Below are 25,961 nucleotides of genomic sequence, written 5' to 3'. Positions count from 1 at the left end.
TATGACGCTACCGGTCGATGCTGACCTCTCGATGTGCGTTCGGCGGCGGTCACTCCCCGACCAGGTCGCGGGCACGCCCGACGATCAGCGGATCGGGCTGGCCCACGAATTCTTCGTCCTTGCCCTCGTAGTCGAACAGCGACAGCACGTAGCGCATCGCGTTGATGCGGGCACGCTTTTTATCGTTGCTCTTCACGACGGTCCACGGCGCGTGGTCGGTGTCGGTGCGCTCGAACATCGTCTCCTTGGCCGCGGTGTACGCGTCCCACTTGTCCAGGGAGGCCAGGTCCATAGGCGAGAGCTTCCACTGCCGGACGGGGTCGATCTGTCGGATCGCGAACCGGGTGCGCTGCTCGAGCGGCGTGACCGAGAACCAGAACTTGATCAAGCTGATGCCGTCGTCGACGAGCATCTTCTCGAATCCGGGGGCCTGTCGCATGAACTCGTCGTACTGCTCGTCGGTGCAGAATCCCATGACCCGCTCGACGCCCGCTCTGTTGTACCAGGACCGGTCGAAGAAGATGATCTCGCCGCCTGCGGGCAGATGCTGCACGTAACGCTGGAAATACCACTGCGTGGATTCGCGCTCGCTCGGCTTCTCCAACGCGACGGTGTGCGCGCCGCGCGGGTTGAGGTGCTCGTTGAAACGTTTGATGGTGCCGCCCTTGCCTGCGGCGTCGCGTCCTTCGAAGAGCCACAGGTGACGTTGGCCGGTCTGCTTGGACCACTTCTGCATCTTCAACAGTTCGATCTGCAGTCGACGCTTGGTGATCTCGTACTCCCGACGGCTCATGCGCTCGTCGTACGGGTAGTCCTCACGCCAGGTGTCCACCACATTGCGCTCGGGAAGCGTGAGGAGGATCGGGTCGTCGTCGTCATCGTCGTTCACCGTGAACTGCGTGGTGTCCTTCAGATCGACGAGCTGCTGGAGGGCCTCACGTCCGTTCAACTTGCTGAAATCGGGGCCGACGGCTTCGAGATCGTGTAACTCGGTCACCACCCAAAGATATTCGTATCCGGCAAACACCGCGTGGCAATGAGGTGAACTCGGCTTCGGCGAGAACGTGGCGTTGGTCCCGAAAGGCCGACTGCCGACGCCCCCCGTTGGGAGCGCCGGCAGTCGGCCCGGTACTCAAGACTTCAGTAGCGCGGGTTCAGTCGAAGTAGACGTTCAGTTGCGCAGGCTGATCGATCCCGAGCGCAGGCATGCCTTGCCGCTGCCCGAGTCGGCTGCCGCCGCGAACCCGCCGGAGCACGAGACGCCCCGCTCCGTCGCGACCGCCTGGCCGCCCCATCCGCCGACGGCGACCGAGTTGCTCCCGCGACGCGCCTGAGCGATCGACATCGCGCCCGGGCCGGTGGTGACCGAGTAGGCGTTACCGCCCGAGTTGGCTCCCGCGAGCGCCGTCGATCCCGGCTGCAGATTGTGTGCGCGGGCATGCCCTCCACCGTCGGCGACTGCCACCGCGGTGCCGCTCGACGACGCGTCGGTCGCGCTTGCCGAGCTGCCTGCTCCCGCGCGCGCACCGCAACCGCTCGTGCCCGAGATGTGCTGTACCGAAGAGCCGTTGGCGGCATTGCATTCTGTGCCCGCGTGCGCATCACCGCCACCGAGCGCGAACCCGGCAACTAATCCCGCACCTCCGCAGACGACGGCGAAGACACGGACGGCAAAAGTGTTGATACGCAATTTATTTGGCCTCCAGAAGATGATCGGGCGTCACGCAGACGCGGGCAGCCCGATCAGCGTACCCCGCAACCGCCATCAGGAATACCGCGCAACCCACGTTCTCAGGTAACGGATAGGAAACGACGCCGGGTCCCCCATCTCGGGACTCCGGCGTCGTTGCCAGGAAGTACGAAAAGCTATGTGGCTCAAGCCTTTGCGCGACGCTCCGCCTCGGCGGTCAAGCCTTTGCGCGCGGTGTCGACGGCGACCTTCTGCCCCCGCTTCACGATGAGTCCTGGCAGTTTGATCTTGAGGTCGACCAGCAACTCGAATTCGACGTGGGTGCTGTCACCGTTATCGGTCAACGTGTACTTGCCCTGCTGCTCCGAGAGCGTCGTCGACTTGATCAGCGTCCACTCGCAGGTGGTGTCGGTCCACGAGTAATTCACCGACTGATCGTCGTTGATGCCTGCCGCATTGACGGTCATCGAGACCTCGTCCGGCGTGCCGTCATCGTGGGTGCTGACGATCTGCGCTGCTTTGTGGGGGCCGGACCATTCCGGGAGTGACTCGATGTCCATCAGGACTTCCATCACCACCGATAACGGTGCGGCGATATCGAATTCGGTCTTTGCTGAGACGGCCATGCTGAGCAACCTACCTTGTGCGTGTGATCAGGATGACGTCAATGCTCGCGGTCGACGAGGCGAAGCGGCCACGCCTCGTCCGGGATATCACGTAGACCGCAGGCGACGTCGACGGCGGTGAACCACCCGCGGAAGTGGATGACCTCGCCGACGACCGGATTCCGGACCGTGGCGTCGCAGCGGAAGCGCTCATGCTCGTCGTCCCATCCCTCGATGTACTTCATCTGGGTGGCGAACATGCCCTTCATCCCGACCTTGGGTCCGCGACCGAGCCAGCGCATCGGCCCGCTCTCGAGAAGCAGTTCGCCGGCCCGCGTCACCGACGGCTCGATGGGCCACAGCAGGTCGGGGCCGTCGCCGAAGTAGTCGACGAGTCCGGACCTGCCGTCGACCAGAAGCGAGTTCAGCGCGCGGTCGCCGTTGGTGTAGGAGAAGGTGCGCAGCACGGCCAACGATTCGCGGCCGAGTTCGTCGACGTAGCAGTACTGGTTCTGGGTGAATGGCACCATTCGGCTCGACCGCGCCGGGAACGCGTTGCGCTTGGCGTAGAACCAGACGAGCGGTGGCGGCAGCGCCGACGACACGTACACCGATTCGTAGATTCCGCTGCCGAGTTGGGCCACACCCGACGTCGAGTCGATCGAATACCGCCATGCGACGTTGGGGTGCAGTTTGTCGAAGTCGGAACCCAGCGCCTCCCGATACACCGGCGTCACGATTCCCTCCCCCCAAGCTTGCCCGAGGCAACAATCCGCCCGGGCCTGTGGGAGAACCTACTATGTGGCGCACAACACCGTGTAGAGACCTCCGGCCCGAGGTGGGCAGTATTGCCTGCGACGGTCGACGCGGTGGGCTGTTTCAGCCCACGACCACTGCGGATTCGCACAGTCGGGAGAGTTCGTCGATCACCAGATCAAGAGGTTCGACGCTGCGCTGGGTCATCGACAGTCCGACGGCCCCCTCGATACCCGCGATGATCAGATTCGCCAGTGAGTCTGCGCGCGCGTCGTCGACTCCCTCGTAGACGAGACGTGCCGCGATCTGGTGGCGCCAGCGTCGAAAGATCTCGTCTGACTCGTCGGCCGTCGTCGGCTCGGCCCGCCGCGCGAGTCCCCCCGCGAGTACCGGGCAGCCGCGCTGGAAATCGGTGCTGACCAGCATCTTGCGCCAGACGTCTCCGATAGAGACCACGGCGTCGGCGGCCGAACCCGCGTGGGTGTCGGCGATTCGCGACGAGATGAACTCCCCCGCATACCGCACGGCCTCGTTCATCAACTCCGACTTCCCGCCCGGGAAGTGGTGATAGATCGAACCGCGTGGCGCCTTGCTGGCCGCGAGAACGTCGCCGATCGACGTTCCCGGTACGCCGTCTCGTCCGATCAGATCCGCGGCGTACACGATCATCCGGTCTCGCGGGCCGAGTTCCCCGTCATCGTGAGCCACCGTCACGCCGCCTTTCCCAGAACTCGACTATGCAGGTCTTCATAGTTGATCGCTTCTATGCAAGGATACATAGTCATGGAGCCATCCACCGCTGATACAGCAGCACCAAGCGAGCTCGCAACCATGTCCGGACTGGAGTTGCTTCGCGCCTGGGCCGACAATCCCGACGACGGACGCCCGAGCATCGGACGCCTGCTCGGCATGCGCCCCGTCCGAGTCGACGAGGGTTCGGTCAGCTTCGCCGTCACCCCGCAGCCCGACTTCGCCAATCCGCTCGGCACCGTCCACGGCGGCATCTGCGCGACGCTGCTCGACTCCGTGATGGGTTGCGCGATCCACACCACACTCCCCGCGGGCGCGGGCTATACGACGCTGGAACTGAAGGTCAACTACATCCGAGCTGTGCAGACCGACGACGGCGAACTCACCGGTGTCGGCGAGATCATCCACGTCGGCGGGCGCACCGCCACCGCCGAGGGCAAGGTGTTCTCGGCCGACGGCAGGCTGGTCGCGCACGGCAGCACCACCTGCATCGTGTTTCGCTAGGCCGAGACGAGATAGGTGTCGCGCAGCGTGGTGAGCGCGGCGTCGTCGAACCCGAGTCCGGCGACGAAGTAACCCTCGATGTCGGAGTACTTCTGCCGTACCTCGTCGAACGCGCCGTCGAGGTAGGACGGGTCGACGCCGAGGACCGGGAGCAGGACGTCCGGGTCGCCGCCCGCAGCCGCGAAGTCGTCGAAGATCGGCTTCAACGCCGGGATCAGACGCTCGTTGGTCAGCAAGTAGTCGTGATAGATGTCGTCCTTGTCGACGCCGAGAAGCGCCAGCAGCGACGCCGCGGCCCAGCCGGTGCGATCCTTGCCGGTGGTGCAGTGGAAGAGCGACGGCCCGTCGTATTCGCCGAGGAGCCCCTGGTAGTAGCCGCGATAGGAGCGCACAGCGCTCGGTAGCGAGACCATTCCGCGGTAGGTGGCAGCGATGGCGTCGGCGGCCTTACCGCCCGCGAGTTCGCGCGAGGCCATTTTCACGGTCTCCGGGTCGGAGAAGAACTGCTGCAGATTTGCCGGCACCGCGGTTGTCGAATCGGCAAGGACGTCGAGGTGGATGTCGGCGACGTCGGGAAGCGCCGGATCGGGAAGTGCGGTCCGCTCGGCCTCCGAACGCAGGTCGTAGATCGTGCGGACACCGAGACTCTCGAAAGTAGGCAGATCGGCCGTAGCCATCGAACGGAAATCCGTCGAGCGGTACAGCCGGTCGGATACGACGACCCTGCCACCGTGCCCGCGGTAGCCGCCGAGGTCGCGCAGGTTGGGCAGACTGGAGACGGGACTCGGCGCACCGGGCTTCAAGGGCATGGCACCGAGTCTTCCAGATGACCTGTCGCGATTCAGTGAGACCCGGGCGCCTCCGGCGGATTCGGATTGGCGGGGGCGAGGTACGGGAACGTGTCACTTGCGAGGCGGGTCGGGGCGTCGACGTGATCGCTGATGCGCGGCCCCTTCGCAGCGTTGACGAGGTAGGTGTACAGGGTGTCCATGCAGTCGTCGTTGAGCGAGCGTCCGCCCATCGTCTCGTGCGGTCGGCCGTCGCGGACGGCGCGTTCGATCTCGAGAAAAGTGTTGTCGCCGAAGGGCTTCCACGCGTCGACGATCATGAAGTCGGCGAGCAGCATCTCGGCGAGCGGGTGGTTGCCGTCGGCGTCGACCGGCCAGTCGACGTTGCCGTCGAGACCGTCCCAGTAGGCGAGGTTGGCGTTCAGTCGCGCGTGGTAGGCGCCGAGGTAGTCGGGGCCGAGCGCGAACGCGTCCTCGGCGTTGAACAGGTCGCGGATCTCCAGATCGCGATTGACGGGGTCGTAGTTCTTCATGCCGAGGATCGCGTTCTCGAACTCGGGTCGACCGAATCGCTCCCACCGGACCGGGATCTTGCCGCCGATGACGCTCTCCCCGACGACGGCGACAATGCTGCCGTCGCCGACGAGCGGCCCGAGGTCTACTTCGACGACGATGCTCATCACGTTCTTGCCGTCACCGAGGATGCTGCCGTGGTCGGTGAACGAGAGCTTCCCGGTCGAGATGGTGTTGACCAGCGCGGTTGCGTCGCTGAAGAACGGATCCCACCGGGGGCCTCCGAAGGCGCGCAGCCCGTCGGTCGCACCGCCCGCCTCGTCGTCGACCGCGAACGTGACCGACGTACCCGTGGGGTTGCCACCGACGGACACCGTGCAGGTGCCGGTCTGGGCGACGTCCGGGGTGGTGAACGTGCAGTCGATGGTGACCTCTGCCTCAGCGTCGGCCACCGAGAAGAACGCGGGCTCGGACGCGTCGGCAGTGATCGGGCGGATGCGGAACCGATAGATCAGAGCATCCGAGAAGCGTCCGTTCGGGGGCGTCCACGGCACAAGGTTGAGCACCAGGCCCAGCCGACCTTGCGCCCCCGGGACCGTGAACGCGTACATGTCGGTAATGTCGGCTTCGGGAAGTTGATGGGCCCGCGGCCCAGAGTTGTGGTGCGACATGGGAATTCCCCTCGCTGGTCCGAAATCGGCTTCGGAGACCAACGCTACCGACCGTCGCCGACGACGGCCCTGCGAGCGGGTTCACCGCACAGGTTAGTAAGGCAAGGCTAAGCATGGCTTAGAATGCCCGCATGAGAATTCTTCGCCGCCTTGCCGCGATCGTCGCCCTCACCGCCGCTGCCGCCGGGGTTGCGTTGGCAGCGCCGACGACGACCGCAGATGCCGCTGCGCCGCGCGGAACACTCCTCATCGTGCCCGGCCAATCGTTCGGAGCCGCTCCGTACACGCTGATGGCCGACGCGCTGCGCCGTGACGGCTACCGGGTGCGCGTCCTCGACCTCATGGGCACGCAACTCCTCTCCGACTCGCGCGCCATCAGCAGGGCCGTCGACGCAGAGAAGAAGGCCAGACCGTCGACGCCTGTGTCGCTCGTCGGACACAGCGTCGGCGGCGTGACGACGCGCTACTACGTGAAGAACCTCGGCGGCGCGTCGAAGGTGGCCAACGTAATCGCCGTCGGCACACCGGAATACGGCTCGCCGGGCGGATGCAACCAACCCGGCGCCGACGGACAATTGTGCCCGGGCAGTGCGTTCCTGCGTGACCTCAATGCAGGAGACGACACCCCCGGACCCACCAGGTACTACCGCATTCGCAGCGCTTACGAATGGGTGACCGGCGACCTCGACGGCGGCCAGTGCCGTATCACGCCGTTGCCCGCATTCGTCGCACCGACCGGCTACACCGAGCACACGGCCGATGCCGTCAATCCCGCAGTGTTCCAAGCCGTTTCGCGTGCAGCAGCCGGACACTGCGACGGACAGTTCGTCGATCAACCCGACGGCCAGTTGACCGCCAAGAACTCACTTCGACCGCAGCGCTGAGTTGGTTCAGCGCGGGCAATTGACTGTGTAATCCCAGACGGTGCCGCTCTCCGGCCCGGTGACCTTGACCGTCACGTAGTTGGCGACACCCGGCGGCACGTTGACCACGATGCTGCCCTTGCCCTTGTTGGTGCGGTCGCCGACATATCCGGTGCTGCGGATGAGCCGGCCCTGGTAGAACACGTCGATCTTGTCCGGCTGAATTCGAGTGTCGTAGTTGAGGGTGAACGATGTCGGACCGGTACGCCCGATGATGTGCTTGGTCTCGGTCACGCCCTGCCCACCCGACTTCGTCGACTGATTGCACTGCTGAACCTTGGGCGAACCGCCACCGGTGCTCCCGAGCCCGAGTTGCTCGATGACCTCCGGCGGCACGGCCTTCAGCAGGTCCTCGGCCGACCCCGTGTCGACGCTGCTTCCGGTCGAGGTATCGGCGACGGCCGCCCCTGGTACGCCCAGCGCACCCAGCGCCGAGGCAACCCCGATCACCAATGCGAAACGTCGAAACCTGTTGAGAGACATGGAACCCCTTCGGTGAGAGTTGTTGTGCACCCACCGTATTGAGTCCGTGCGCCGACTCGTGTCACCCGAAGATACGAAACTTCAGCAAAGTGATTCGATCGGATTACATTGGTGAATCAATGTAACGAGTTCTAGGTTTCAGCGCGCTCGGCGAGGACCTGGCCGATGGCCTGCGCGAGCACCTCGGGCGGTTGAGCACCCGAGACGCCGTAGCGACCGTCGATCACGAAGAACGGCACACCGCTGATTCCGTAGGCACTCGCCTGGTCGAGGTCGGCGTCGACGGCGTCCGCGTACGTCCCTGCGCGCAAAGCCTTTTCGACGTCGTCTCGGTCGAGACCGATCTCGGCCGCAAGGTCGGCGAGTTCGTCGATGCCGCCGATGTGCTTTCCTTCGGTGAAGTGTGCGGCGAACAGACGCTCGGCCATATCAGCCTGCCGGCCAACACTTTTGGCGTAGTGCAGCAGTTCGTGGGCCTTGCGGGTGTTGGCGTGGCGCGCGATGTCGAAGTCGTAGTGCAGGCCGGCATCGGCAGCGACCTGGGTGACGTGGGCAAACATCTGCCTGACCTGATCGGCAGGCATTCCCTTGCTCTGCACCAGGAAATCGATCTCGGGAGCGTCTGTCTCCGGCGGTGTGTCGGGAGCGAGTAGGTAGCTGTGGAAGTCGACAGAAACGACGTTGGGGTCGACGTCGTCGGAGTCGTCGAGGAGCGCGAGCGCGGCGTCGAGGTTCCGCTTGCCGATGTAGCACCACGGGCAAGCGATATCCGACCAGACGTCGATGGGTAAAGTACTCATGTTCTGTGCAACGCCGAGGCGTCGGTGCCACATTCCGCGGCGCCGCCGGTACCGCTGAATGTGCACGGAACGTGTGACCCTGTCAGGTCACACCGCCTCACGTCGCGTCGACGAATTCCGCGAGCTTTGCGTCCACCTTTTCCTGGACCGTCTTGATGCGATCCTCGATCGGCTTCGTTGAGTCCAAGCCTTCTTTTGCCTTGGCGGCTACTTCGCCGATCAGTTTTGCCTGCTCGATGGAAACGATATGGAACTTGTGCTTTTCGAACTTGTGGGCCACATTGCCCGAAAGCCCATTCTCGACCGCGAGACCTTTGACCAGATCCAGCTTGGCGTCGCCGGAACCCTCGGTGAAGTCGAGGTCCTTCAAATCGACCCACACGACGTTCGGGCATGTCACGGACTCGAAGATGTAGCGCGGGTTGGTCAGGTCGATGACGACCTGCCACAGCGTCGTCGACGCATCTGGCTTGCCGGGTTCGGGAATCCGGTACGGCTGCGCAGCATTCCGGATAATGCTCGCCATGGCGGCGGTGGCCTGCACGCGCGACTTCGGCTCTGGCTGGTTGTGCACGTAGAAGGTGGCGCGCGCGAAACGGTCGGGAGCGGCGCATGTACCCGGTAGGGGTTGGTCGCCGCCGAGACCCTCATACTTCTTCACGAGTTCGAGTTGTTGGTCGTAGCTGGGCGAATTCGTCATCACCCAGTAGTCCTCGCTGTGATACACGTCCAGCTTCCCGTCGATGTACTCGAAGATCGCCGAATCGCCCGTCGCGTCATCGATCGCGAGGTGGATCGCAGGTTTGCTGCCGCCGGTCGGGTCCGTCATGGGGATAACCTGCGGGTTGTTTTCTTCTACCCACCGGACGGCTTCTGCCACCGACGCGAAGTTGTCGAGGAAGTACTGCAGCCACACCGACATCGCGAGCTGAGGGCGGTCGGGGTCGGGGTCACCGTACTCGGATTCGGCCAGCCACAGGATGTGGCCCGCCAGACCTTTCTCGTTGACCCCGTCGGTCGAGAGGATGTCGTAGACGCCGGCGATCACACTGCCGTACTTCGACGTCCACTTCAGCTTTCCCTCGACGCGATCATTACGGTCGACGCCGCGTGGGAGCTTCCAGAGATTGGTGTGGAGATCCTGGTGGAAATCCATGTTGCGGCCGACGATCACAGAACCGTTGGCCTCTGGCCACATCACCCGTGTACACACAGGAATCCACTTCCGTTCGTTGTTGACAACACCGACGAGACACTTCACCGCGACGTGCGAAATATCGATCCGAGCATCCCACGAATAATCGTGGGTCGCTTACTTCACGGTAGCCGCGTGAATCAGCCCGGCGCGCGATAAGTCTCAGAATCATTCCGCGGCGTCTCGAATTCAGTCATGCGGCGCCCACTCGACCGGATACAGCGCCCACTCGACGGGATACAGCGCCCGGTCGACGGGAACGCCGAAGGCCGGCCACCCTTTCGGGTGACCGGCCTTCGGTGTGTTCGCTATGCAGCGGTGGGGATCAGAATCCCATCCTCGTCGAAGACGAGATCAGAATCCCATCCCCGTCGTAGACGGGATCAGAATCCCATTCCGCCCATCTCGTCGGCGCCGGGCATGGCCGGGGCCGGGTTCTTCTCGGGCTTGTCGGCGACGACGGCCTCGGTGGTGAGGAACAGAGCCGCGATCGACGCTGCGTTCTGCAGGGCCGAGCGGGTGACCTTGACCGGGTCGTTGATGCCTGCGGCGAGGAGATCCTCGTAGGTGCCGGTGGCGGCGTTGAGGCCGGTGCCCAGCGGCGAGTTGAGGATCTTGTCGGCGACGACGCCGGGCTCGAGCCCTGCGTTGACGGCGATCTGCTTGGCCGGAGCCGACAGCGCGACGCGCACGATGTTGGTACCGGTCGCCTCGTCGCCCTCGAGGGTCAGCGAGTCGATGGCAGGCTCGGACTGCAGCAGAGCCACGCCGCCACCGGCGACGATGCCCTCTTCGACGGCAGCCTTCGCGTTGCGGACGGCGTCCTCGATGCGGTGCTTGCGCTCCTTGAGCTCGACCTCGGTGGCCGCGCCCGCCTTGATGACTGCAACGCCACCGGCCAGCTTGGCCAGGCGCTCCTGCAGCTTCTCACGGTCGTAGTCGGAGTCGCTGTTCTCGATCTCGGTGCGGATCTGCGACACGCGTCCGGCGATGGCGTCTGCGTCGCCCGCGCCGTCGACGATGGTGGTCTCGTCCTTGGTGACGACGACCTTGCGAGCCTGGCCGAGCTGCTCGAGACCGGCACCCTCCAGCGAGAGGCCGACCTCTTCGCTGATGACCTCGCCACCGGTGAGGATGGCGATGTCGGCGAGCATGGCCTTGCGGCGGTCACCGAAGCCGGGAGCCTTGACGGCAACAGACTTGAAGGTGCCGCGGATCTTGTTGACCACCAGGGTCGAGAGGGCTTCGCCCTCGACGTCCTCGGCGATGATCAGCAGCGGCTTGCCCGACTGGATGACCTTCTCCAGCAGCGGGAGCAGATCCTTGACGGTCGAGACCTTGCCCGAGACGAGCAGGATGTACGGGTCGTCGAGGACGGCTTCCTGGCGCTCGGGGTCGGTCACGAAGTAGCCCGAGATGTAGCCCTTGTCGAAGCGCATGCCCTCGGTGAGCTCGAGCTGGAGTCCGAAGGTGTTGGACTCCTCGACGGTGATGACGCCTTCCTTGCCGACCTTGTCCATCGCCTCGGCGATGAGCTCGCCGATCGAGGGGTCGCCTGCCGAGATACCAGCGGTCGCAGCGATCTGCTCCTTGGTCTCGACCTCCTTGGCGCTCTTCAGCAGCGACTCGGTGACGGCGTCGACAGCCTGCTCGATGCCGCGCTTGAGGCCCATCGGGTTGGCGCCTGCGGCAACGTTGCGCAGACCCTCACGCACGAGTGCCTGAGCCAGAACGGTTGCGGTGGTGGTGCCGTCGCCAGCGACGTCGTCAGTCTTCTTGGCGACCTCCTTGACGAGCTCGGCACCGATCTTCTCGTAGGGGTCCTCGAGCTCGATCTCCTTGGCGATGGACACGCCATCGTTGGTGATCGTGGGGGCGCCCCACTTCTTCTCCAGAACGACGTTGCGACCCTTGGGTCCCAAAGTCACCTTGACTGCGTCGGCGAGGGTGTTGAGACCCCGCTCGAGGCCGCGACGGGCCTCTTCATCGAACGCGATTTGCTTGGCCATGGGTAAGTGATCCTCCGATAGGGGGTGACACTAGGTTTGTATGGCCGGACTCGGTGCCCGCGACGGACGACCGGTGTGTCATTCGGTACCGATCTCACCGTCCCGACCTAGCACTCACGATCCGTGAGTGCCAACGTCCGTTTTAGCACTCGACCCCGGTGAGTGCAAGGTCAACGGTGAGGAGCGGTCTACGCGGGATCGTTGCCGATCAGCAGCGGCACCAGCAGTTCATCGGCGGTCCAGCCACCGTGGTGCCCGAGCATGCGCGACTCCCCCGGCTCAGCGGCCGGTCGGGTGAGCACCGTACGGTCCTTCGCCACGACGACGAGAGCGCCGATTCGCGCAGCGGTTCGATCGGCGGTGCGGGGTCCGTACCAGTGTTCGGCGAGAACCTGTTCGCGCGGCGCGACGTGCGCGTCGTCGCCGAGGAGATCGCGCCAGGCATCCGCGACGTCGTCGACGGCCCCGTCGATCGCGTAGACGTGGCGCACTCGCGCCTCGCCCGCGATCCGTGCGACGCCCGCCGACAACGCAGGCTCGGCGTCGAGGTCGATGGCCTTTCCCGCGCGCAGCATCCCGTGGTCGCCGGTCACGACGAGGGTGGCGTCGGACGGAAGGTCGGTAAGGACGTCGGCGACAAGGGAATCGACGGTTCGCAGTGCATCGCACCAGGGGTCGGAGCCCGGACCGTAGATGTGACCGGCGGTGTCGAGGTCGGCGAGATATGCGTAGACGACTCGCGGCCGGTGTGAGCGGGGCAGCGTTCTGGTCAGCGCGGTGGTGATGCCTGCTCGAACCTCGGCCGGAGCCTTGGCGGGTAGATGTCTGCCCGCGGTACCGGAGGCGACGGAGGTGAAGCCCGTGTCCTTGAACTCGCCGGGCATCACCTGAAAGACGCGCACCCCCGACCGCTCGAGCGCGCCCACCGCGCCCTCCCCTTCTCCCGGGGCAAGTGCGGTCGGCGGATAGACGTCGTAGGCCGACGGGCCGTCGGCGCTGTCGAGTGTCCAGCGCAGCATGTTCAGCGTGCGGGCCGGACCGTGACTGCGGGCCGCGTCGTCCGGCACGAAGCTGTAGCCGATGATCCCGTGCTCGCCTGCCGGTTCGCCGCGCATCAGGCTGGTGATCGATGTCGCCGTTGTCGACGGGAAGCCCGCCCGCAGCACGGTGCCCTGCAGTCCGGTGAGTGTCGGTGCGAGGTGTGCGTGGGCGGCGAGTTGCCGTTCGCCGAGGCCGTCGACGAGCAGCAGCACCACCGACGCCGCGTCGAGTTCGGGGAGGCGACTGCGCTCGCTTGCCGCCGGCAGATCGCCACCGAGGGCGTCGACGCCGAGGGACCGCCCGATCCAGGGCATCACGTCGGCGAGCGTGTCGGGGTACTCGCCCCACAGCTGCGGCGGCAGCTCGGTGAGTTCGCCTGCCCCCGTCGCGCCTGTCCCCGTCACGCTTGCGCCCGTCACGCTTGCGCCCGTCACGATCTGAGCAACCGAACCAAGACCCCGGCGGCGTGTGCCTGTGCCGCGATCTGCGCCCCGGCGGCGTCGCCTGCTTCCAGCGCACTGACGATTCGATGATGCTCTGCCACCGCGAGACGTCGGTTGACGTCGTGCTGCCACATATCGGAGCGGTACAGGTGCGACTGCGTGTCGAGTTTGAACAACGCGTCGCACAGCGGTTTGTTGCCCGACAGGGACCGCACCGCGGTGTGGAAGTCGAGGTCGAGTTGGGAGTCTCGGTGATGATCTGCGGCCTCGGCGAGCAGGGCCTCCTGAGTGCGCACCTGCTCCCACAGGTCGTCGATCTCGGCGTAAGTCACGCGTTCGACGGCCTGGCGGGCGGCGAGACCGTCGAGCACCTCGCGAACCTCGAAGACGTGGCGCAGACTCGCCTCGTCGAGCGCGGCGACCTTGGCGCCGACACGCGGTGTGTACTCGGCGAGTCCTTCGACGACGAGTTGCTGCACCGCCTCGCGGACCGGGCTGCGCGACACTTCGAGACGCGCAGCGAGTCCCGGCACGCTCAGCGGGGTGCCGGGGGCCATCTGCCCGGCGAAGATCTCGTCGCGGAGTCGGCGCACCACCGACTGCGTCAGCAATGCGCCCTCACCGCCTCCAACCGTCACGGTCATCGAGCGTAACGCCCTATCGCGCCGTGTGCGCCGACGTCAGCCGCTGCGCCTCCCGATCAGCGGCCTGTGGCGCGACCCCCTGTTTCATTCCGGCCAATTTGGCGTTGATGTTGTCGGCGACGGTAATCGGCGGGTACCCGGGCTGATCTGTGCGCGCGCATCCGGGCAGTGTTTCGATGACGGCGTCGAAGTTGCCGTCGAAGAAGAAGGCCGCGGAACGTCGTCGGATGATCCTTCCGTCGACGACGGGCGGATCGACCCGATGGATGGTCGACAACCAGCGATCATTGGTCCAGAGGGCCATGGCGTCGCCGAGGTTCACGATGAGAGCACCGGGCTCGGGCTGCACGTCGTGCCAGATGCCGTCGCGATCAAGGACCTGCAATCCCGGCACACGATCGGCCCAGAGCACGGTGAGGATGCCGAAGTCGGTGTGGGCGCCCATCCCGGTCAACTCGCCCGCGAGTTCGATCTCGCCTTCGGGCAGCGTGTAGTTGTTCATCTTCAACGCGTCGATCGAGTGATCGGTGAGCGCATCGAAGTAGCCATCCGGAAGTCCGAGCGCTTCGGTGAAGGCACGCAACAGGATTCGTGACACGCCTCGCGCCTGGGAAAACCACTCCTCGACTGCCGGCCGGAAGCTCGCCACCGCGTCATCGGGCCAGGTGTTGTCGGGATAGCTGGACTCGGGAAGATCCGTTGCCGCATACCAGGATTGCTCCGAGCCGACCGTGAACGCCTCATAGAAGTCGTTCATCTGGTTCGCCGCTGCCACACCGAGACTCATGCTCAGCGACTCGCTCTTGGGCGGACTGTAGCCACGATTGGCACCCGGCCGCACGCAGTTCTTCTTCACGTCGAGCGGGAGTGCATAGAACGCGTCGAGGGCCTCGGTGAGACCGTCGACGACGCTCTGGGAGATTCCGTGTCCGACGATTTGCATGAATCCGACTGTGGCAGAGGCCTCGTCGAGTTGACGTGCCACCTGTGCTCGTTGTTCTGGCGTGCTCTGCGGGTCGGCGTAGGGCGAGATGTCGATGATGGGAACGGTGAACATGTCTGGAGTTCCTTGTGAGAGTCGGCGGCTAGCGGCGGCGTGCGACGGCGGCGTTGAGCATGCTGAACACCGCAAAGACGGCGATGCCGAACAACGACGCGAGCACGATGGCCGCGATGAGATCGTCGGATTGCAGTCGCGCGCGGTAGACGTCGAGCAGGGTCCCGATTCCCGGTTCGCCCTTCGCGAAGAACATGTCGCCGATGATCGCGCCGACCACCACGAGCCCCGACGCCGTGCGGAATCCGGTCATCATCGCCGGAAGTGCCGCGGGGAACTCGAGTTTCACCAATCGCTGGGTGCGTGAGGCCTTCGACAGCGTGAACAGCTCGTGCATGCCGCGGTCGACGGAGGTGAGCCCGAAGTGGGTGTTGGCGATGATCGGGAAGATCGCGATGATGACACACACGATGGTGCGTGCCACCATGCCGTACCCGAACCACAGACCGATCAGCGGGACGATCGCGAGTACCGGAATGACCTGCAGCACAACGGCCCACGGGTAGATCGCGCGCTCCATCAGAGAGCCGCGGCTCATCAGCACGCCGATCGCGATGCCGATGACAGCGGCGAAGAGGAACCCGACGAGGCTCACCTTCGCGGTGACCCAGAGTGCCTCCAGCATCGGGTTGACGTGAGCCTTGTCGAGCAACGAGTTGGTCAACACCTCGTGCGGCGGCGGAAGGAGGAATCGCCGCTGCGGAGAGAGGATCACCATGCTGACCAGGTACCAGAGTCCGATCGCCGCAGCGAGAGACACCGCGGGCGGTGCGACCATGCGCACCGCTGTGCGTAGCCGCGTTCTCGTCGACGATGTTGCCTTACCGCCCGGCGCGGTTCCCGAGGCCGAGGGAGCGGGCGACGCTGTGGTGACAGCGGTGCTCGACGTCGAATCTTGTGTCATTGCAGTCGATATGATGGTCATCAGGCACCTCGGAGTGTTTCGGAGATCGCGGCGACGTACGACGTGAAAGCCGGGTCGAAGCGCACGTCGGGTTGACGGGGATAAGGAAGGTCGATGCGGATGTCCGCGGCGATTCGGCCCGGTCGGGCCGACATCACGATCACCCGGTTGGCGAGGAACACCGCCTCGGGCATCGAGTGGGTGATGAACAGCGCGGTGAATCCCCGATCGCCGTACAGCCGCAACAGTTCTGCCTGCATGTCGAGGCGAGTCATCTCGTCGAGCGCACCGAACGGCTCGTCGAGCAACATCACCTCAGGTTCTTTGGTGAGCATGCGCGCCAACGAGACTCGCATCTTCATGCCGCCCGAGAGCGTGCGCGGGAGTTGCTTCTCGAAGCCGGCGAGGCCCACGGCATCGATGGCCGCGGCAGCACGTTCCCGACGCTCCGAACGTGACTCACCCGCGATCTCGGCACATAGTTCGACGTTGGCCTGCACAGAACGCCACGGCAGCAATGTGGGTTCCTGGAAGATCACGCCGACCGAATCGGTGGCCAGCGCGACGCTACCGGTTGTCGGCGCCTCCAATCCCGCAGCCATGCGCAGGAGCGTCGATTTGCCACAGCCGGAGGGACCGACGATCGCGACGAAGTCGCCACGCGCGATGTCGAGGTCGACGTCGGCGAGAGCGATTGTGCCGGAATCGAACTGCTTGGATACTCCCGACGCCGAGATCATCACACCCTTCGTGAGATGCCTCGCGTCAGTGTCGTTGACGGTGTCGATCAGGTTCATGTGTACATCCATCAGAGCCACGGCACATGGGAGCGCCTACATGTAAGAGTCGGACTTACTCCGCTTTCTGATTGTTGGTTACATGCATTGCGCTCGCGTGTCCCGACGTAAACAATATGTGACAGAACCGCGGGCTCGAACCCGGTACACGCAGGTGAGACACTATCAAAGCGCATGTCAGAAGAAGTTTTCCGATGCCAGACCGGCCAATCGGCGCTACATGCACCAGACTCGCGCGATCCACCAGCAGCCCCTACATTTACATGTAATCCACTCCAGGGGCCGGCGTCGTCGGTCTCGTTCACCCTTCCGCAAGAGGAGTTCCACCGTGTCCAAAGCTTCGCCGTCCCACGTCGCCTCGCGACGTCGCAGACTGTCAGTACGCGCAGCCGTCGTAGCGGCAACCGCCTCCGCGTGTGTCGCCGCACTCGCCGGGTGCACCGACTCGTCGTCGACGTCGTCTAGCTCGGCGCAGTCGCTGCCGTCCGCACCGGCCGAATACAACCTCGCGTCCGTCTGCCCGAAAAATGTTGTGGTGCAACTCCAGTGGCAGCCGCAGTCGGATATGGCCGGCGTGATCGGGCTGATGGGCCCCGGATACACCGTCGACGCGAATCAGAAGTCGGCCACCGGCCCGCTCGCCTACGACGGCAAGGACACCGGCGTCGACATCACCCTGCGGGCGGGCGGTCCCGCGATCGGATTCCAGTCGGTGCCCTCGGTGATGCACGCCGACGACAGCATCGACCTCGGACTCGTCCACGGCGACCAGCTCGTCTCAGCTGCCTCGAAGCAGCGGGTCGTAGCACTGACGCCACTCCTGCAGTACAACCCGTCGATCCTGATGTGGGACCCGGAAAAGCACCCCGACTGGCGCACCATCGCCGACATCGGCAAGTCCGACGCCACCGTCGTCGTGTCGAAGGAGCAGGTGTTCCCGCAATGGCTGGTGGCCAAGGGGCTACTGAAGCAGAGCCAGCTCGACACCGGATACGACGGCGCGCCAGCACGATTCGTCGGTGACCCGTCGATCGCGCAGCAGGGCTTCGTGAACTCCGAGCCGTACACCTACGAGCATGAGACCCCGTCGTGGGACAAGCCCGTCGCCTACGCGATGGTCCGCGACGCCGGTTACGACGTCTACGCGTCGAATGTGAGTGTGCGGCCCGACAAGATGGAGAAGCTGACTCCCTGCCTGCAGAAGCTGATCCCGATGATCCAGCAGACCGGCAAGAACTACGTGAACTCGCCCGACGCGATCAACAAGACCATCACCGATTGGGTTTCGCAGGACGTCTCGTTCAGCACCTACAGCGAGGGCGAGGCGTCGTACTCGGCCAAGATCCTCAAGGAGAAAGGTGTCATCGGCCCGGACGCCGCGGGTGTGTGGGGCGGCATCGACATGGCGAAGGCGCAGGAGTCGATCAATCAGTTGATCCCGGTGCTCAACAACTCCGGATCCGATCTGCCCGCGCAGATCCCCGCGAACGAACTGTACTCGACCCAGTTCATCGACACCAACGTCAAGTAAGACCGGTGTTCAGCAGAACTGGGTTCAGTAGGTCAGGGGTTCGGTAACGACGGTGCGTCGGGCTGGATGTCATTCGCGGTACCGACACTGGGTGCCCCGAATGTCCGGCCCGACGCACTATCCTCTGACCAATGGAATTCCTGCTGATCATCGTCATCGCTCTGCTGGCGATCATCGTCGTCGTGCTCGTGTTCAACGTCTTGAGCAAACGAAAGCGCGAGCAAGCCGAGCGGGACGCGCTGTATTCGCGCACGTACCAGCCGCGTGATCCCTTCTCGACCGCAGACGACGACGCCGTGCGCGGCGATCCTCGCCAGCTCAAACCGGGCGACCTCGTCGAGATCCGCGGAGAGACATTCGCGGTCCGGGGCGCGCTCAAGCTCTCACAGGACGGCTTCTCGTGGGCCGAGAACTTCCTCGACACCGGTCTCGGCCGGAAGGCCTGGATCTCGGTGGAGGACGATCCGGATCTCGAAGTGGTTCTCTGGCAGGAGCTCAGCGGCGTGACCGTGACCCCCGGACCGGCTTACGTCGATCTCGAAGGTCGGCGGTATACGAACGACGAAGCGGGTTCAGCACAGTTCACGTCGTTCGGTACGACAGGTCTGGCGCAGGTCGGCCGGATGCGCTATCACGACTATGAAGCGGGTGGCGACAGGCTGTCCTTCGAGGATTACGGCAGCGGGTGGGAATGCGCACGCGGCCAGGTGCTCGATCGTTCGGAGTACCGGATCTACCCGTCGAATCCGGGCCCGGAGCAGCGGTGAGTCCGTTCACCGACCTCGACGTCGCGTTCTCCGACACCCGGGCAGGTCAGCTCGGATTCTCGCTGACCGCCGCGCAGCGTGAGCCGCTCGCAGCGGCAGATCACACGATCGGGGCGTTGACGTTCTCCATCCGACTCCTCGGTGCCAGCCATCAGATTGTCATCACCGACGACGCGCACGAACTGTGCGAGACGGTCGCCTGCCTGCCAGACATCACCACCGCACTGCCGGACAGCTTTCAGGCCGACGGTTACGTGTTCTCGTCGCGAATCATCGAGTGCAGCTCCGATGCGATGGCCGACCTGCTCGAGCAGATCGAATCCGAGGTCGAAGGACATGCGCGCGCCGGGTTGCCCGCACTCCTCGGGCGATTCCCCGGCAACGAGCTCGCGGTGACGGCAGTGACCGCCGACACCGACGACGACGCGCTCATCTGGCGCACCTGGCACACCTATCCACAGGCCGGCGAGGTGGTGGTCACGTCGAGCCGAATCGACCGTGACGCCCTGGCGGTCCGGTCATGACCTACCCGCCGGGAGGCGACGACCCGGGAGGGCAATGGCCTGGCGCCCGGGTGGCCCGCAAGGACCCTGCCGGTCCGGCGGGCCACGGGGACAGGGCCAGGCTGATCCGACCCGGAGGCTGCGGCGGATACGCAACACGATCATCGCGCTCATCGTGATCGTCGCGTTGATCGCGCTCGGCTCGTGCGCGGTCAGCGCATTTCGCGGATCGGGCGGAGGGGACGCGCGGGCGTACGTCACGTCGCACTATCAGCGCGACAGTTCGCTCGACGAGTCCGACGTCGACGCATACATCGCCGATGGTGACCCGTCGACTGTGTCAGCACAACTCGCGTCCGCCCAGAATCCCACCGACCAGCGCGCGGGCGACACTGCTGGGGCGGGCAACGTCGCAGGTACGCAGTTTCTGCAGTACCCGGGCTACCTGATCGGCCTTTTCCCTTATGCCGCAGACAAAACCAAGGTGATGGTCAGCCGCGACTACCGGTCGGGCTACAACCACTATCACAGCTACGTCGGCGGCTATTGGGTCCCGACGCCCGACTTCTCCGGGTCGGGAAGCTCCAACCGCGGCGGTGGCAGTGGAACCGGAAAGTAAGACACCGCGGTGCAGTTTGTGCCAGCACACGGAAGTCCGACCAGAGCAAGCATCAGACACGGGAGTACACACATGATCTCGGCCGACGCGATTCTCACCAACACCTACTACGCCGCCGCCTACGCGGGTGTCGGGGTCTTGCTGATGCTGATCTCTTTTGCGGTCATCGACGCGTTGACGCCCGGCAACCTGCGTCATCAGCTGTGGATCGACCGGAACCGTAATGCGGGAATCCTCGTCGGCTCCAATCTGATTGCCGTCGCGATCATCGTCACCGCTGCGATCGCAGCGAGCGAGGGACGTCTCGCGGTCGGGTTGACCTACACCGTCATCTACACGCTGATCGGTCTGGCGGTGATGTGCGCGACGTTCTTCGTCATCGACCTGTTCACCCCGGGCAAGCTCGGTGAGATCGTCATCGGGGCAGAAAGCCATCCCGCGGTGTGGGTCCACGGCATCTCGCACGTCGGCATCGCAGTGATCATCGCCGCTGCCATACTGTGACACTGCTGGCCGAACACACCGCTCCCCGATCACGGTTCGCCCGTGTCGGATTGCTCGCCGTCGTATTCGTCTGCGCGGCATGCGGGCTCGTGTACGAGTTGGCGCTGGTGTCACTCGGCTCGTATCTGATCGGCAACACAGCAACACAGGCGTCGATCGTCTTGGCGGTCATGGTCTTCGCGATGGGCATCGGCTCGCTGGCAGCCAAACCCCTACAGCGCCACGCGGTCACGGCGTTCGCAGCCATCGAGCTCGCGCTCGCACTACTCGGCGGATTGTCGGTGCTGGCGCTGTACGCGGCGTTCGCATATCTGTCGTTGTACACCCAGGCCCTTGTGGTGGTCGCTTTCGTGTTGGGTCTGCTCATCGGCGCGGAGATTCCGTTGCTGATGGTGCTATTGCAGCGTATTCGCAAGCAGGAGGCGGGTTCTGCGGTCGCCGACCTGTTCGCCGCCGACTACATCGGAGCACTCATCGGCGGGCTGTGCTTCCCGTTCGTACTGCTGCCCGTGTTCGGACAGTTGCGCGGCGCGATCGTCGTCGGCCTCGTCAACGCCATCGCCGGCTGCTTCCTGGTCTTCGTGATGTTTCGGAAGTCGCTGACGCGCACCGGGTTCGCTGTGCTGAGTGTGGCCGCTGTCGCGGTGATCGCGGTATTGGTTGCCGCGCTGGTCTATGCCGACCGTTTTGAGGTGACCGCTCGTCAGGCGATGTATCGAGACCCGATCGTCGCAGCAGAACGTACGCAGTATCAGGACATCGTGATCACGGAGCGACGCATCGGCTCCGGGCGCGATACGCGGCTGTATCTGAACGGGGACCTGCAGTTCGCATCGAGCGACGAGTACCGCTATCACGAAGCACTCGTCCACCCCGCGATGGCCGACGCGGTGGCCCGCAGCAGCGTTGGCGGGTCGACGCCTGCGTCGGTACTCGTCCTCGGTGGCGGCGACGGCCTCGCCCTACGAGAAGTGTTGCGCTACCCCGGTGTTCGGCCGACGCTCGTCGAACTCGATCCCGCGATGATTCACCTCGCACGCACTGATTCCCGACTGCTCGAGTTGAACCGCAACTCCATGAACGATCCGCGCGCGAACATCGTCACCGCCGACGCCTTCACATGGTTGCGACAGCAGCACGAGCGGTACGACGTGATCATCGTCGACATGCCCGACGCAGACGAATCAGCAACGGCCAAGCTGTATTCGACCGAGTTCTACTCACTCGTGAAGGCCCACTCCGCACCGGGCGGGCGGATCGTCGTGCAGTCCGGCTCACCGTACTTCGCACCGAAGTCGTACTGGTGCATCGGGTCGACGCTGCGTTCTGCCGGGCTCGCCGTGACGCCGTACCACGTCGACGTCCCGTCGTTCGGCGACTGGGGATTCTTTCTCGCCGATGAGGGCACGCCCCCGAAGCTCCACCTGCGCGCTCCGGGGCCGATGCGCTTCCTCAGCGAAGCCGAACTGTCTGCGGCCGCGGTGTTCCCACTCGACCGACAGCCACTCGAGATGCCACCGTCGACCCTCATGGACCCGCGGATCCTGCGCTACGCCCAGGGCGAGTGGGCCACCTACTGATCCGGGAGAACGGCTACCGCGGGTCGACGAAGATGTCGTACTCGATCGGGTCCTGCCCGCCGTAGATCGAGAAGTCGGTGACACCGTCCTCAGCCAGTACCTCGACGTCGAGGTAGCACCGGCCGGTCTGCGTGGAGTCCTTGGAGAACACGGCGACAGCGGCGTCGGCCATGATCTGCGGCGATCGGGAGTGCGCGACGGCTTCGTCACCACCGAGCAGGTTGCGGACCGCGGCGGTTGCGATGGTCGATTCCGGCCACAGGCAGTTGCTCGCAACGGCGGCGTCGGCATATTCGGCGGCGAAACCCATTGCCGCAAGCGTCATTCCGTACTTGGCCAGCATGTAGCCGGGGTGCTTGCCGAGCCACGCTGCGCTCATGTTGAGCGGCGGCGACAGCGTGAGCACGTGCGCATTCGGCGACTTTCGCAGGTACGGAAGACACTTCTGGGTGAGCAGGAAGGTCCCTCGGACGTTGACCTGCTGCATGAGATCGAACCGGTTTATCGGCAGTTCTTCGGTCGGCGTCAGGTTCAACACGCTCGCGTTGTTGATGCAGATGTCGACGCCGCCATAGGTGTCGGCGGCGATGTGCGCCGCGCGCGCCACGTCGTCGGCGTTGCGGACGTCACCGACCACACCGGTGGCAGCGCCGCCGGCGGCCACGATCTCCTCGACTGCAGTGTGGATGGTGCCCGGCAACTTGGGGTGCGGGGTATCGGTCTTGGCCAGCAACACGATGTTCGCCCCGCGCGCCCCGAGTGCGGTGGCGATCGCCAGGCCGATCCCTCGGCTGCCGCCGGAAATGACGGCGGTCCGCCCCTTGAATGCCTGATCAGCCATCCTGACCTCCTGTGATGTTGGTGAACTCAGTGATCGTCATGAACAGCCCGCCCGCGTGGCCGACCCGAACATTGACCGATCGTTCACTCGGCGTGTCGACGTGATTGTGCCATACCCAGTTCTCAGTGAGTTACGTGTCACCATTCTCCGACAGTGTGAGCAAGCCCGGACGGCCCGCCGGGGTCACCACCGGCAGGTATGCGTTACCTTCAGTCACATCAACAGTGGGTGACGGGAGGCGCGAGGTGCGCATTCGCAAACGCGTCGCAGCGACGGTGCTCGTGGCCGGGTTCGGGGCGGCCGCACTGTTGGGCACCGGCATCGCCCGCGGTGACCTGCCGATGAATATCGCGCTCTCCGGGCAATCCTTCACCGCGACGATCGGCAGCAAACCCGTCATGGCCGTCCGGCTCGGCACCGCCACTCTCACCGATCTCTGCCTTGCCATGGCCGCCCACAACATCCCCCTCGTCGGTGATGCGACGCTCATCATCCGTGCACCCGGTCCCAGTACCCACGCGGAAAACCTTGTCCTCGACGCCGATTCGCTGGGTGGTCAGATCGGGATCAAGAACTTGATCATCGGGGCCGACGTCTCGACCACCGATCCGCGCGCCGCGCAGCTCACCTCGGCCATCATCGCGGAGTCGTCGGCTCTGGTCGCCGCGCACGTCACCGCGACTGCCATCCGCGCATCATCGCTGCGGCTGGACAACTTTAGCGCCACGATCGACAAGGGTGAGCGCACATGCTGATCCCAGCCGGCTCCAGGCGCGAACGGTTTGCGCTTTGGCGACGTCTACGCCCCTTCGCCGGTGGCGTCTGGTTGGCGTTCTCGGCAGCCTTTCTCGCGTTGCCCGCAATCACTTCGCTGCACATCGGCGATGTGCTGGTGACCATTTCGACGATCGCGGGCGTGTCCACAGCACTACTGGCGGCGCTGATGGCGGTCTGCGCGATATCGGTTGTGACCAATGCCGCAGCCCGGGTGCCGGCTGGTGTGGCGGCGTTGACGCTGGTGTCGACGCCGGACCGGGCCGTCGACGACACCGCAACTGATTTATCCATGAACTAAATACATTGGCACTACAGTTGGCCTCATGACCGTGGACCAACCAGAGCAGGGCAGTCGGGAGCACGAGTCTGGCCCCGATGATCTCGACTTCTGGTCGTTCATCGAGCTTGCCCAGCGGCGCCTCTCCGAGGAGGTCGGCCCCGAGTATCTGCTGGCCACCCAGGTGCTACTCACCCTCAATCGCGCGGCCAACGTGGTGACCTACGATCTGGAGTCTGCCGTCCACCGGCCCCACGGTTTGTCCTGGTCGGCGTTCCGGTTGATGTTCGTCGTGTGGCTCGCCGGACCCGTTGAGCCCAAGACCGCAGCGCGCCTGACCGGTATGAGTCGCGCAGCGGTCTCCAATCTGACCAAGACGCTGGAGTCCGCCGACCTGCTACGACGCCGACCCGACGAGCACGACGGGCGATCGGTCCAGCTGTCGCTGACCGATCACGGTCGGGTCACCATCGAGCAGGTCTTCACCGAGCACAACGAACGCGAATTCGCTTGGGCAGGAGCACTCACCGAAGCCGAGCAGCGCATCTTGATCCTCCTGCTCGACAAGCTCATCACCAACCGCCGCCAGTTCGACGTTCGCGGCCGCAATTGACCTGACGCGCCACCGCGAGATCGGCAGTTGTCTCGCGCCGCAAAACTAGTTAATCTATGTACTATCTAGTGTGACTCAGAGCACGCTGGAGTACGTCGATCGAGGAGTAGTCGCCATGTCCTTCTACCGCCAAGTGGGCACCATCCCGCCCAAGCGCCATACCCAACACCGAACGCCGTCTGGTGAGCTCTACTTCGAGGAGTTGATGGGAGAGGAGGGATTCGCCTCGGATTCGTCGCTGCTCTATCACCGCACCATCCCGTCGGCCATCGTCGACGCGCAGGTTTGGGAGCTCACCGACCAAACCACCACCCCCAATCTCCCCCTCAAACCGCGGCACCTGCGGCTGCACGATCTGTTCCCGACCGATGGCCAGGGCGTGGACGTGGTGACCGGCCGTCGACTCATCCTCGGCAACTCCGATGTCCGGATCTCCTATGTGGTGGCCACATCATCATCGCCGTTGTACCGCAACACAACCGGCGACGAAATCGTGTACATCGAGTCCGGCAGCGCACGCGTCGAGACCGTCTTCGGCCCACTGAACGCGCGGCAAGGAGACTATGTCCTGATCCCGGCGTCAACCACCCATCGGTGGATACCCGAGGGAGTAGAACCATTGCGCGCGTATGCCATCGAGGCCAACAGCCACATCGTGCCGCCTAAGCGGTATCTCTCTCGGTACGGTCAGCTCCTCGAACACTCCCCCTACTGCGAACGCGACCTGCACGGCCCCGGCGAACTCATCACCGCCGACGGCACCGACGTCGACGTCTATGTCAAGCACCGCTCCGGCGGACGGGTCGTCGGAACCCGAATGGTCTACGCCCACCACCCCTTCGACGTGGTCGGCTGGGATGGGTGTCTCTACCCGTTCACCTTCAGCATCTTCGATTTCGAACCGATCACCGGGCGAATCCACCAGCCGCCACCGGCGCACCAGGTGTTCGAAGGCAACAACTTCGTCATCTGTAACTTCGTGCCGCGCAAGGTCGACTACCACCCGCTGGCCATCCCGGTCCCCTACTACCACTCCAACGTCGACTCCGACGAGATCATGTTCTACTGCGGCGGAGACTACGAGGCCCGCAAGGGATCCGGCATCGGTCAAGGATCGATCAGCATCCATCCCGGCGGTCACGCACACGGTCCGCAACCCGGCGCGTACGAACGCAGCATCGGCGCAGAGACCTTCGATGAGCTCGCGGTCATGGTCGACACCTTCGCTCCGCTCGAACTCGGCGAAGGCGCATTGGCCTGCGAGGACGCCAACTACTCGTGGAGCTGGGCGCGGCAGGGAGCGCTCACGTGAGACCCACCGCATACCGCGACGGCATCACCACCGAACTGTTCGCCGGACTCTTCGACGACGCCGC

The 25,961-nt window shown here is 64.7% G+C and carries 29 protein-coding genes; 12 read left to right on the top strand and 17 right to left on the bottom strand.

Annotated elements, in window-relative coordinates; all coding sequences use genetic code 11:
- Positions 1-49: 49 nt before the first annotated feature.
- From ppk2 to A5785_RS21290, 5 genes are all read right to left on the bottom strand, one after another.
- Positions 50-997 carry a polyphosphate kinase 2 gene (ppk2, locus tag A5785_RS21310; protein ID WP_049698008.1) on the bottom strand — a complete coding sequence of 316 codons (948 nt, stop codon included), beginning with the start codon at positions 995-997 and terminating at the stop codon, positions 50-52.
- A gap of 174 nt (positions 998-1,171) precedes the next feature.
- Entirely contained in the window at positions 1,172-1,690 is a 519-nt protein-coding gene (locus A5785_RS21305) for a DUF6764 family protein (protein ID WP_064869051.1), read from the bottom strand.
- 185 nt (positions 1,691-1,875) lie between these two features.
- Positions 1,876-2,316 carry an SRPBCC family protein gene (locus A5785_RS21300; protein WP_049697615.1) on the bottom strand — a complete coding sequence of 147 codons (441 nt, stop codon included), beginning with the start codon at positions 2,314-2,316 and terminating at the stop codon, positions 1,876-1,878.
- A gap of 38 nt (positions 2,317-2,354) precedes the next feature.
- On the bottom strand, positions 2,355-3,032 hold the full coding sequence (locus A5785_RS21295) for a DUF4166 domain-containing protein (RefSeq protein WP_049697614.1): 678 nt from the start codon (positions 3,030-3,032) through the stop codon (positions 2,355-2,357).
- A gap of 142 nt (positions 3,033-3,174) precedes the next feature.
- On the bottom strand, positions 3,175-3,720 hold the full coding sequence (locus tag A5785_RS21290) for a TetR/AcrR family transcriptional regulator (protein ID WP_231894136.1): 546 nt from the start codon (positions 3,718-3,720) through the stop codon (positions 3,175-3,177).
- Positions 3,721-3,816: 96 nt separating this feature from the next.
- On the opposite strand from A5785_RS21290, the gene A5785_RS21285 reads away from it, so the two are divergent.
- Positions 3,817-4,305 (top strand): PaaI family thioesterase, encoded by a 489-nt coding sequence (locus A5785_RS21285; protein ID WP_064869057.1) that lies wholly within the window; start codon positions 3,817-3,819, stop codon positions 4,303-4,305.
- Here A5785_RS21285 and A5785_RS21280 read toward each other — a convergent pair.
- Together A5785_RS21280 and A5785_RS21275 are read right to left on the bottom strand one after the other, a co-directional pair.
- Positions 4,302-5,114 carry a tyrosine-protein phosphatase gene (locus A5785_RS21280; RefSeq protein WP_064869059.1) on the bottom strand — a complete coding sequence of 271 codons (813 nt, stop codon included), beginning with the start codon at positions 5,112-5,114 and terminating at the stop codon, positions 4,302-4,304. The two genes, A5785_RS21285 and A5785_RS21280, sit on opposite strands and share 4 nt — an antisense overlap.
- 32 nt (positions 5,115-5,146) lie before the next feature.
- Positions 5,147-6,277 carry a DUF4331 family protein gene (locus A5785_RS21275; RefSeq protein WP_064869061.1) on the bottom strand — a complete coding sequence of 377 codons (1,131 nt, stop codon included), beginning with the start codon at positions 6,275-6,277 and terminating at the stop codon, positions 5,147-5,149.
- A gap of 131 nt (positions 6,278-6,408) precedes the next feature.
- Here A5785_RS21275 and A5785_RS21270 point away from each other — a divergent pair, with 131 nt between their 5' ends.
- Positions 6,409-7,161 carry an esterase/lipase family protein gene (locus tag A5785_RS21270; RefSeq protein ID WP_064869063.1) on the top strand — a complete coding sequence of 251 codons (753 nt, stop codon included), beginning with the start codon at positions 6,409-6,411 and terminating at the stop codon, positions 7,159-7,161.
- A gap of 6 nt (positions 7,162-7,167) precedes the next feature.
- Here A5785_RS21270 and A5785_RS21265 read toward each other — a convergent pair whose 3' ends face one another.
- From A5785_RS21265 to A5785_RS21225, 9 genes are all read right to left on the bottom strand, one after another.
- The gene (locus A5785_RS21265; protein WP_064869065.1) at positions 7,168-7,683 is read right to left on the bottom strand and encodes a hypothetical protein; all 516 of its coding nucleotides are present in this window, start codon (positions 7,681-7,683) and stop codon (positions 7,168-7,170) included.
- A 131-nt stretch (positions 7,684-7,814) separates the two neighbouring features.
- Positions 7,815-8,483 carry a DsbA family oxidoreductase gene (locus tag A5785_RS21260; protein ID WP_064869067.1) on the bottom strand — a complete coding sequence of 223 codons (669 nt, stop codon included), beginning with the start codon at positions 8,481-8,483 and terminating at the stop codon, positions 7,815-7,817.
- A 97-nt stretch (positions 8,484-8,580) separates the two neighbouring features.
- A complete protein-coding gene (locus A5785_RS21255) occupies positions 8,581-9,696 on the bottom strand; it encodes a linear amide C-N hydrolase (protein WP_082937887.1) in 1,116 nt (371 codons plus the stop codon).
- Between the two features lie 365 nt (positions 9,697-10,061).
- Complete coding sequence (groL, locus tag A5785_RS21250; protein ID WP_007238086.1) at positions 10,062-11,687, bottom strand: chaperonin GroEL; 1,626 nt, start codon at positions 11,685-11,687, stop codon at positions 10,062-10,064.
- Positions 11,688-11,875: 188 nt separating this feature from the next.
- Positions 11,876-13,042 carry an alkaline phosphatase family protein gene (locus A5785_RS21245; protein WP_082937888.1) on the bottom strand — a complete coding sequence of 389 codons (1,167 nt, stop codon included), beginning with the start codon at positions 13,040-13,042 and terminating at the stop codon, positions 11,876-11,878.
- A gap of 116 nt (positions 13,043-13,158) precedes the next feature.
- Positions 13,159-13,815 (bottom strand): GntR family transcriptional regulator, encoded by a 657-nt coding sequence (locus tag A5785_RS21240; RefSeq protein ID WP_049697604.1) that lies wholly within the window; start codon positions 13,813-13,815, stop codon positions 13,159-13,161.
- 13 nt (positions 13,816-13,828) lie between these two features.
- Positions 13,829-14,872 (bottom strand): isopenicillin N synthase family dioxygenase, encoded by a 1,044-nt coding sequence (locus A5785_RS21235; protein ID WP_064869071.1) that lies wholly within the window; start codon positions 14,870-14,872, stop codon positions 13,829-13,831.
- 28 nt (positions 14,873-14,900) lie between these two features.
- Positions 14,901-15,797: an ABC transporter permease gene (locus A5785_RS21230; protein WP_442902871.1), complete on the bottom strand. Its 897-nt coding sequence runs from the start codon at positions 15,795-15,797 to the stop codon at positions 14,901-14,903.
- Positions 15,797-16,573 carry an ABC transporter ATP-binding protein gene (locus A5785_RS21225; RefSeq protein WP_049697601.1) on the bottom strand — a complete coding sequence of 259 codons (777 nt, stop codon included), beginning with the start codon at positions 16,571-16,573 and terminating at the stop codon, positions 15,797-15,799. The genes A5785_RS21230 and A5785_RS21225 overlap by 1 nt, the downstream gene beginning before the upstream one ends.
- Positions 16,574-16,901: 328 nt before the next feature.
- On the opposite strand from A5785_RS21225, the gene A5785_RS21220 reads away from it, so the two are divergent.
- The 6 genes from A5785_RS21220 to A5785_RS21195 all read left to right on the top strand — a co-directional run bounded on the left by A5785_RS21220 (position 16,902) and on the right by A5785_RS21195 (position 22,077).
- Positions 16,902-18,104 carry a hypothetical protein gene (locus tag A5785_RS21220; protein WP_064869073.1) on the top strand — a complete coding sequence of 401 codons (1,203 nt, stop codon included), beginning with the start codon at positions 16,902-16,904 and terminating at the stop codon, positions 18,102-18,104.
- 131 nt (positions 18,105-18,235) lie between these two features.
- The gene (locus A5785_RS21215) at positions 18,236-18,871 is read left to right on the top strand and encodes a DUF4178 domain-containing protein (RefSeq protein WP_049697599.1); all 636 of its coding nucleotides are present in this window, start codon (positions 18,236-18,238) and stop codon (positions 18,869-18,871) included.
- A complete protein-coding gene (locus tag A5785_RS21210; RefSeq protein ID WP_064869076.1) occupies positions 18,868-19,395 on the top strand; it encodes a DUF2617 family protein in 528 nt (175 codons plus the stop codon). The genes A5785_RS21215 and A5785_RS21210 overlap by 4 nt, the downstream gene beginning before the upstream one ends.
- Positions 19,396-19,429: 34 nt before the next feature.
- Positions 19,430-19,993, top strand: coding sequence for a DUF4247 domain-containing protein (locus A5785_RS21205; protein WP_082946627.1), 564 nt, complete (start codon positions 19,430-19,432; stop codon positions 19,991-19,993).
- A 72-nt stretch (positions 19,994-20,065) separates the two neighbouring features.
- Positions 20,066-20,497 (top strand): DUF350 domain-containing protein, encoded by a 432-nt coding sequence (locus tag A5785_RS21200; protein WP_152929994.1) that lies wholly within the window; start codon positions 20,066-20,068, stop codon positions 20,495-20,497.
- Positions 20,494-22,077 carry a polyamine aminopropyltransferase gene (locus A5785_RS21195; RefSeq protein WP_064869080.1) on the top strand — a complete coding sequence of 528 codons (1,584 nt, stop codon included), beginning with the start codon at positions 20,494-20,496 and terminating at the stop codon, positions 22,075-22,077. Before A5785_RS21200 ends, A5785_RS21195 begins: the two co-directional genes overlap by 4 nt.
- A gap of 13 nt (positions 22,078-22,090) precedes the next feature.
- On the opposite strand, the gene A5785_RS21190 is transcribed toward A5785_RS21195, so the two are convergent.
- A complete protein-coding gene (locus tag A5785_RS21190; RefSeq protein ID WP_064869083.1) occupies positions 22,091-22,918 on the bottom strand; it encodes an SDR family oxidoreductase in 828 nt (275 codons plus the stop codon).
- Positions 22,919-23,163: 245 nt separating this feature from the next.
- Between A5785_RS21190 and A5785_RS21185 the strand changes: the two genes are divergently transcribed.
- From A5785_RS21185 to A5785_RS21170, 4 genes are all read left to right on the top strand, one after another.
- On the top strand, positions 23,164-23,673 hold the full coding sequence (locus A5785_RS21185) for a DUF6230 family protein (protein ID WP_064869086.1): 510 nt from the start codon (positions 23,164-23,166) through the stop codon (positions 23,671-23,673).
- On the top strand, positions 23,667-23,993 hold the full coding sequence (locus A5785_RS21180; protein ID WP_064869089.1) for a DUF6114 domain-containing protein: 327 nt from the start codon (positions 23,667-23,669) through the stop codon (positions 23,991-23,993). Before A5785_RS21185 ends, A5785_RS21180 begins: the two co-directional genes overlap by 7 nt.
- A 25-nt stretch (positions 23,994-24,018) precedes the next feature.
- Positions 24,019-24,585 (top strand): MarR family winged helix-turn-helix transcriptional regulator, encoded by a 567-nt coding sequence (locus tag A5785_RS21175; RefSeq protein WP_064869092.1) that lies wholly within the window; start codon positions 24,019-24,021, stop codon positions 24,583-24,585.
- A 115-nt stretch (positions 24,586-24,700) separates the two neighbouring features.
- Positions 24,701-25,897, top strand: a complete 1,197-nt coding sequence (locus A5785_RS21170) for a homogentisate 1,2-dioxygenase (RefSeq protein WP_064869095.1) — start codon at positions 24,701-24,703, stop codon at positions 25,895-25,897.
- Positions 25,898-25,961 lie beyond the last annotated feature (64 nt).

Origin of the sequence: Gordonia sp. 852002-50395_SCH5434458 (genome assembly GCF_001665905.1) — a bacterium.
Taxonomy (GTDB): domain Bacteria; phylum Actinomycetota; class Actinomycetes; order Mycobacteriales; family Mycobacteriaceae; genus Gordonia; species Gordonia jacobaea.
This window is presented reverse-complemented; position numbering and strand designations above follow the sequence as displayed.

Bases quoted from the DNA above. Each gene is read 5' to 3' on its own strand.
- A5785_RS21300 (WP_049697615.1), bottom strand. From the start codon at position 2,316: ATGGCCGTCTCAGCAAAGACCGAATTCGATATCGCCGCACCGTTATCG.
- A5785_RS21290 (WP_231894136.1), bottom strand. From the start codon at position 3,720: ATGATCGTGTACGCCGCGGATCTGATCGGACGAGACGGCGTACCGGGA.
- A5785_RS21285 (WP_064869057.1), top strand. From the start codon at position 3,817: ATGCAAGGATACATAGTCATGGAGCCATCCACCGCTGATACAGCAGCA.
- A5785_RS21280 (WP_064869059.1), bottom strand. From the start codon at position 5,114: ATGCCCTTGAAGCCCGGTGCGCCGAGTCCCGTCTCCAGTCTGCCCAAC.
- A5785_RS21275 (WP_064869061.1), bottom strand. From the start codon at position 6,277: ATGTCGCACCACAACTCTGGGCCGCGGGCCCATCAACTTCCCGAAGCC.
- A5785_RS21270 (WP_064869063.1), top strand. From the start codon at position 6,409: ATGAGAATTCTTCGCCGCCTTGCCGCGATCGTCGCCCTCACCGCCGCT.
- A5785_RS21265 (WP_064869065.1), bottom strand. From the start codon at position 7,683: ATGTCTCTCAACAGGTTTCGACGTTTCGCATTGGTGATCGGGGTTGCC.
- A5785_RS21260 (WP_064869067.1), bottom strand. From the start codon at position 8,483: ATGAGTACTTTACCCATCGACGTCTGGTCGGATATCGCTTGCCCGTGG.
- groL (WP_007238086.1), bottom strand. From the start codon at position 11,687: ATGGCCAAGCAAATCGCGTTCGATGAAGAGGCCCGTCGCGGCCTCGAG.
- A5785_RS21245 (WP_082937888.1), bottom strand. From the start codon at position 13,042: ATGCCCTGGATCGGGCGGTCCCTCGGCGTCGACGCCCTCGGTGGCGAT.
- A5785_RS21240 (WP_049697604.1), bottom strand. From the start codon at position 13,815: ATGACCGTGACGGTTGGAGGCGGTGAGGGCGCATTGCTGACGCAGTCG.
- A5785_RS21235 (WP_064869071.1), bottom strand. From the start codon at position 14,872: ATGTTCACCGTTCCCATCATCGACATCTCGCCCTACGCCGACCCGCAG.
- A5785_RS21230 (WP_442902871.1), bottom strand. From the start codon at position 15,797: ATGACCATCATATCGACTGCAATGACACAAGATTCGACGTCGAGCACC.
- A5785_RS21225 (WP_049697601.1), bottom strand. From the start codon at position 16,573: ATGAACCTGATCGACACCGTCAACGACACTGACGCGAGGCATCTCACG.
- A5785_RS21215 (WP_049697599.1), top strand. From the start codon at position 18,236: ATGGAATTCCTGCTGATCATCGTCATCGCTCTGCTGGCGATCATCGTC.
- A5785_RS21205 (WP_082946627.1), top strand. From the start codon at position 19,430: ATGGCCTGGCGCCCGGGTGGCCCGCAAGGACCCTGCCGGTCCGGCGGG.
- A5785_RS21200 (WP_152929994.1), top strand. From the start codon at position 20,066: ATGATCTCGGCCGACGCGATTCTCACCAACACCTACTACGCCGCCGCC.
- A5785_RS21190 (WP_064869083.1), bottom strand. From the start codon at position 22,918: ATGGCTGATCAGGCATTCAAGGGGCGGACCGCCGTCATTTCCGGCGGC.
- A5785_RS21180 (WP_064869089.1), top strand. From the start codon at position 23,667: ATGCTGATCCCAGCCGGCTCCAGGCGCGAACGGTTTGCGCTTTGGCGA.
- A5785_RS21175 (WP_064869092.1), top strand. From the start codon at position 24,019: ATGACCGTGGACCAACCAGAGCAGGGCAGTCGGGAGCACGAGTCTGGC.
- A5785_RS21170 (WP_064869095.1), top strand. From the start codon at position 24,701: ATGTCCTTCTACCGCCAAGTGGGCACCATCCCGCCCAAGCGCCATACC.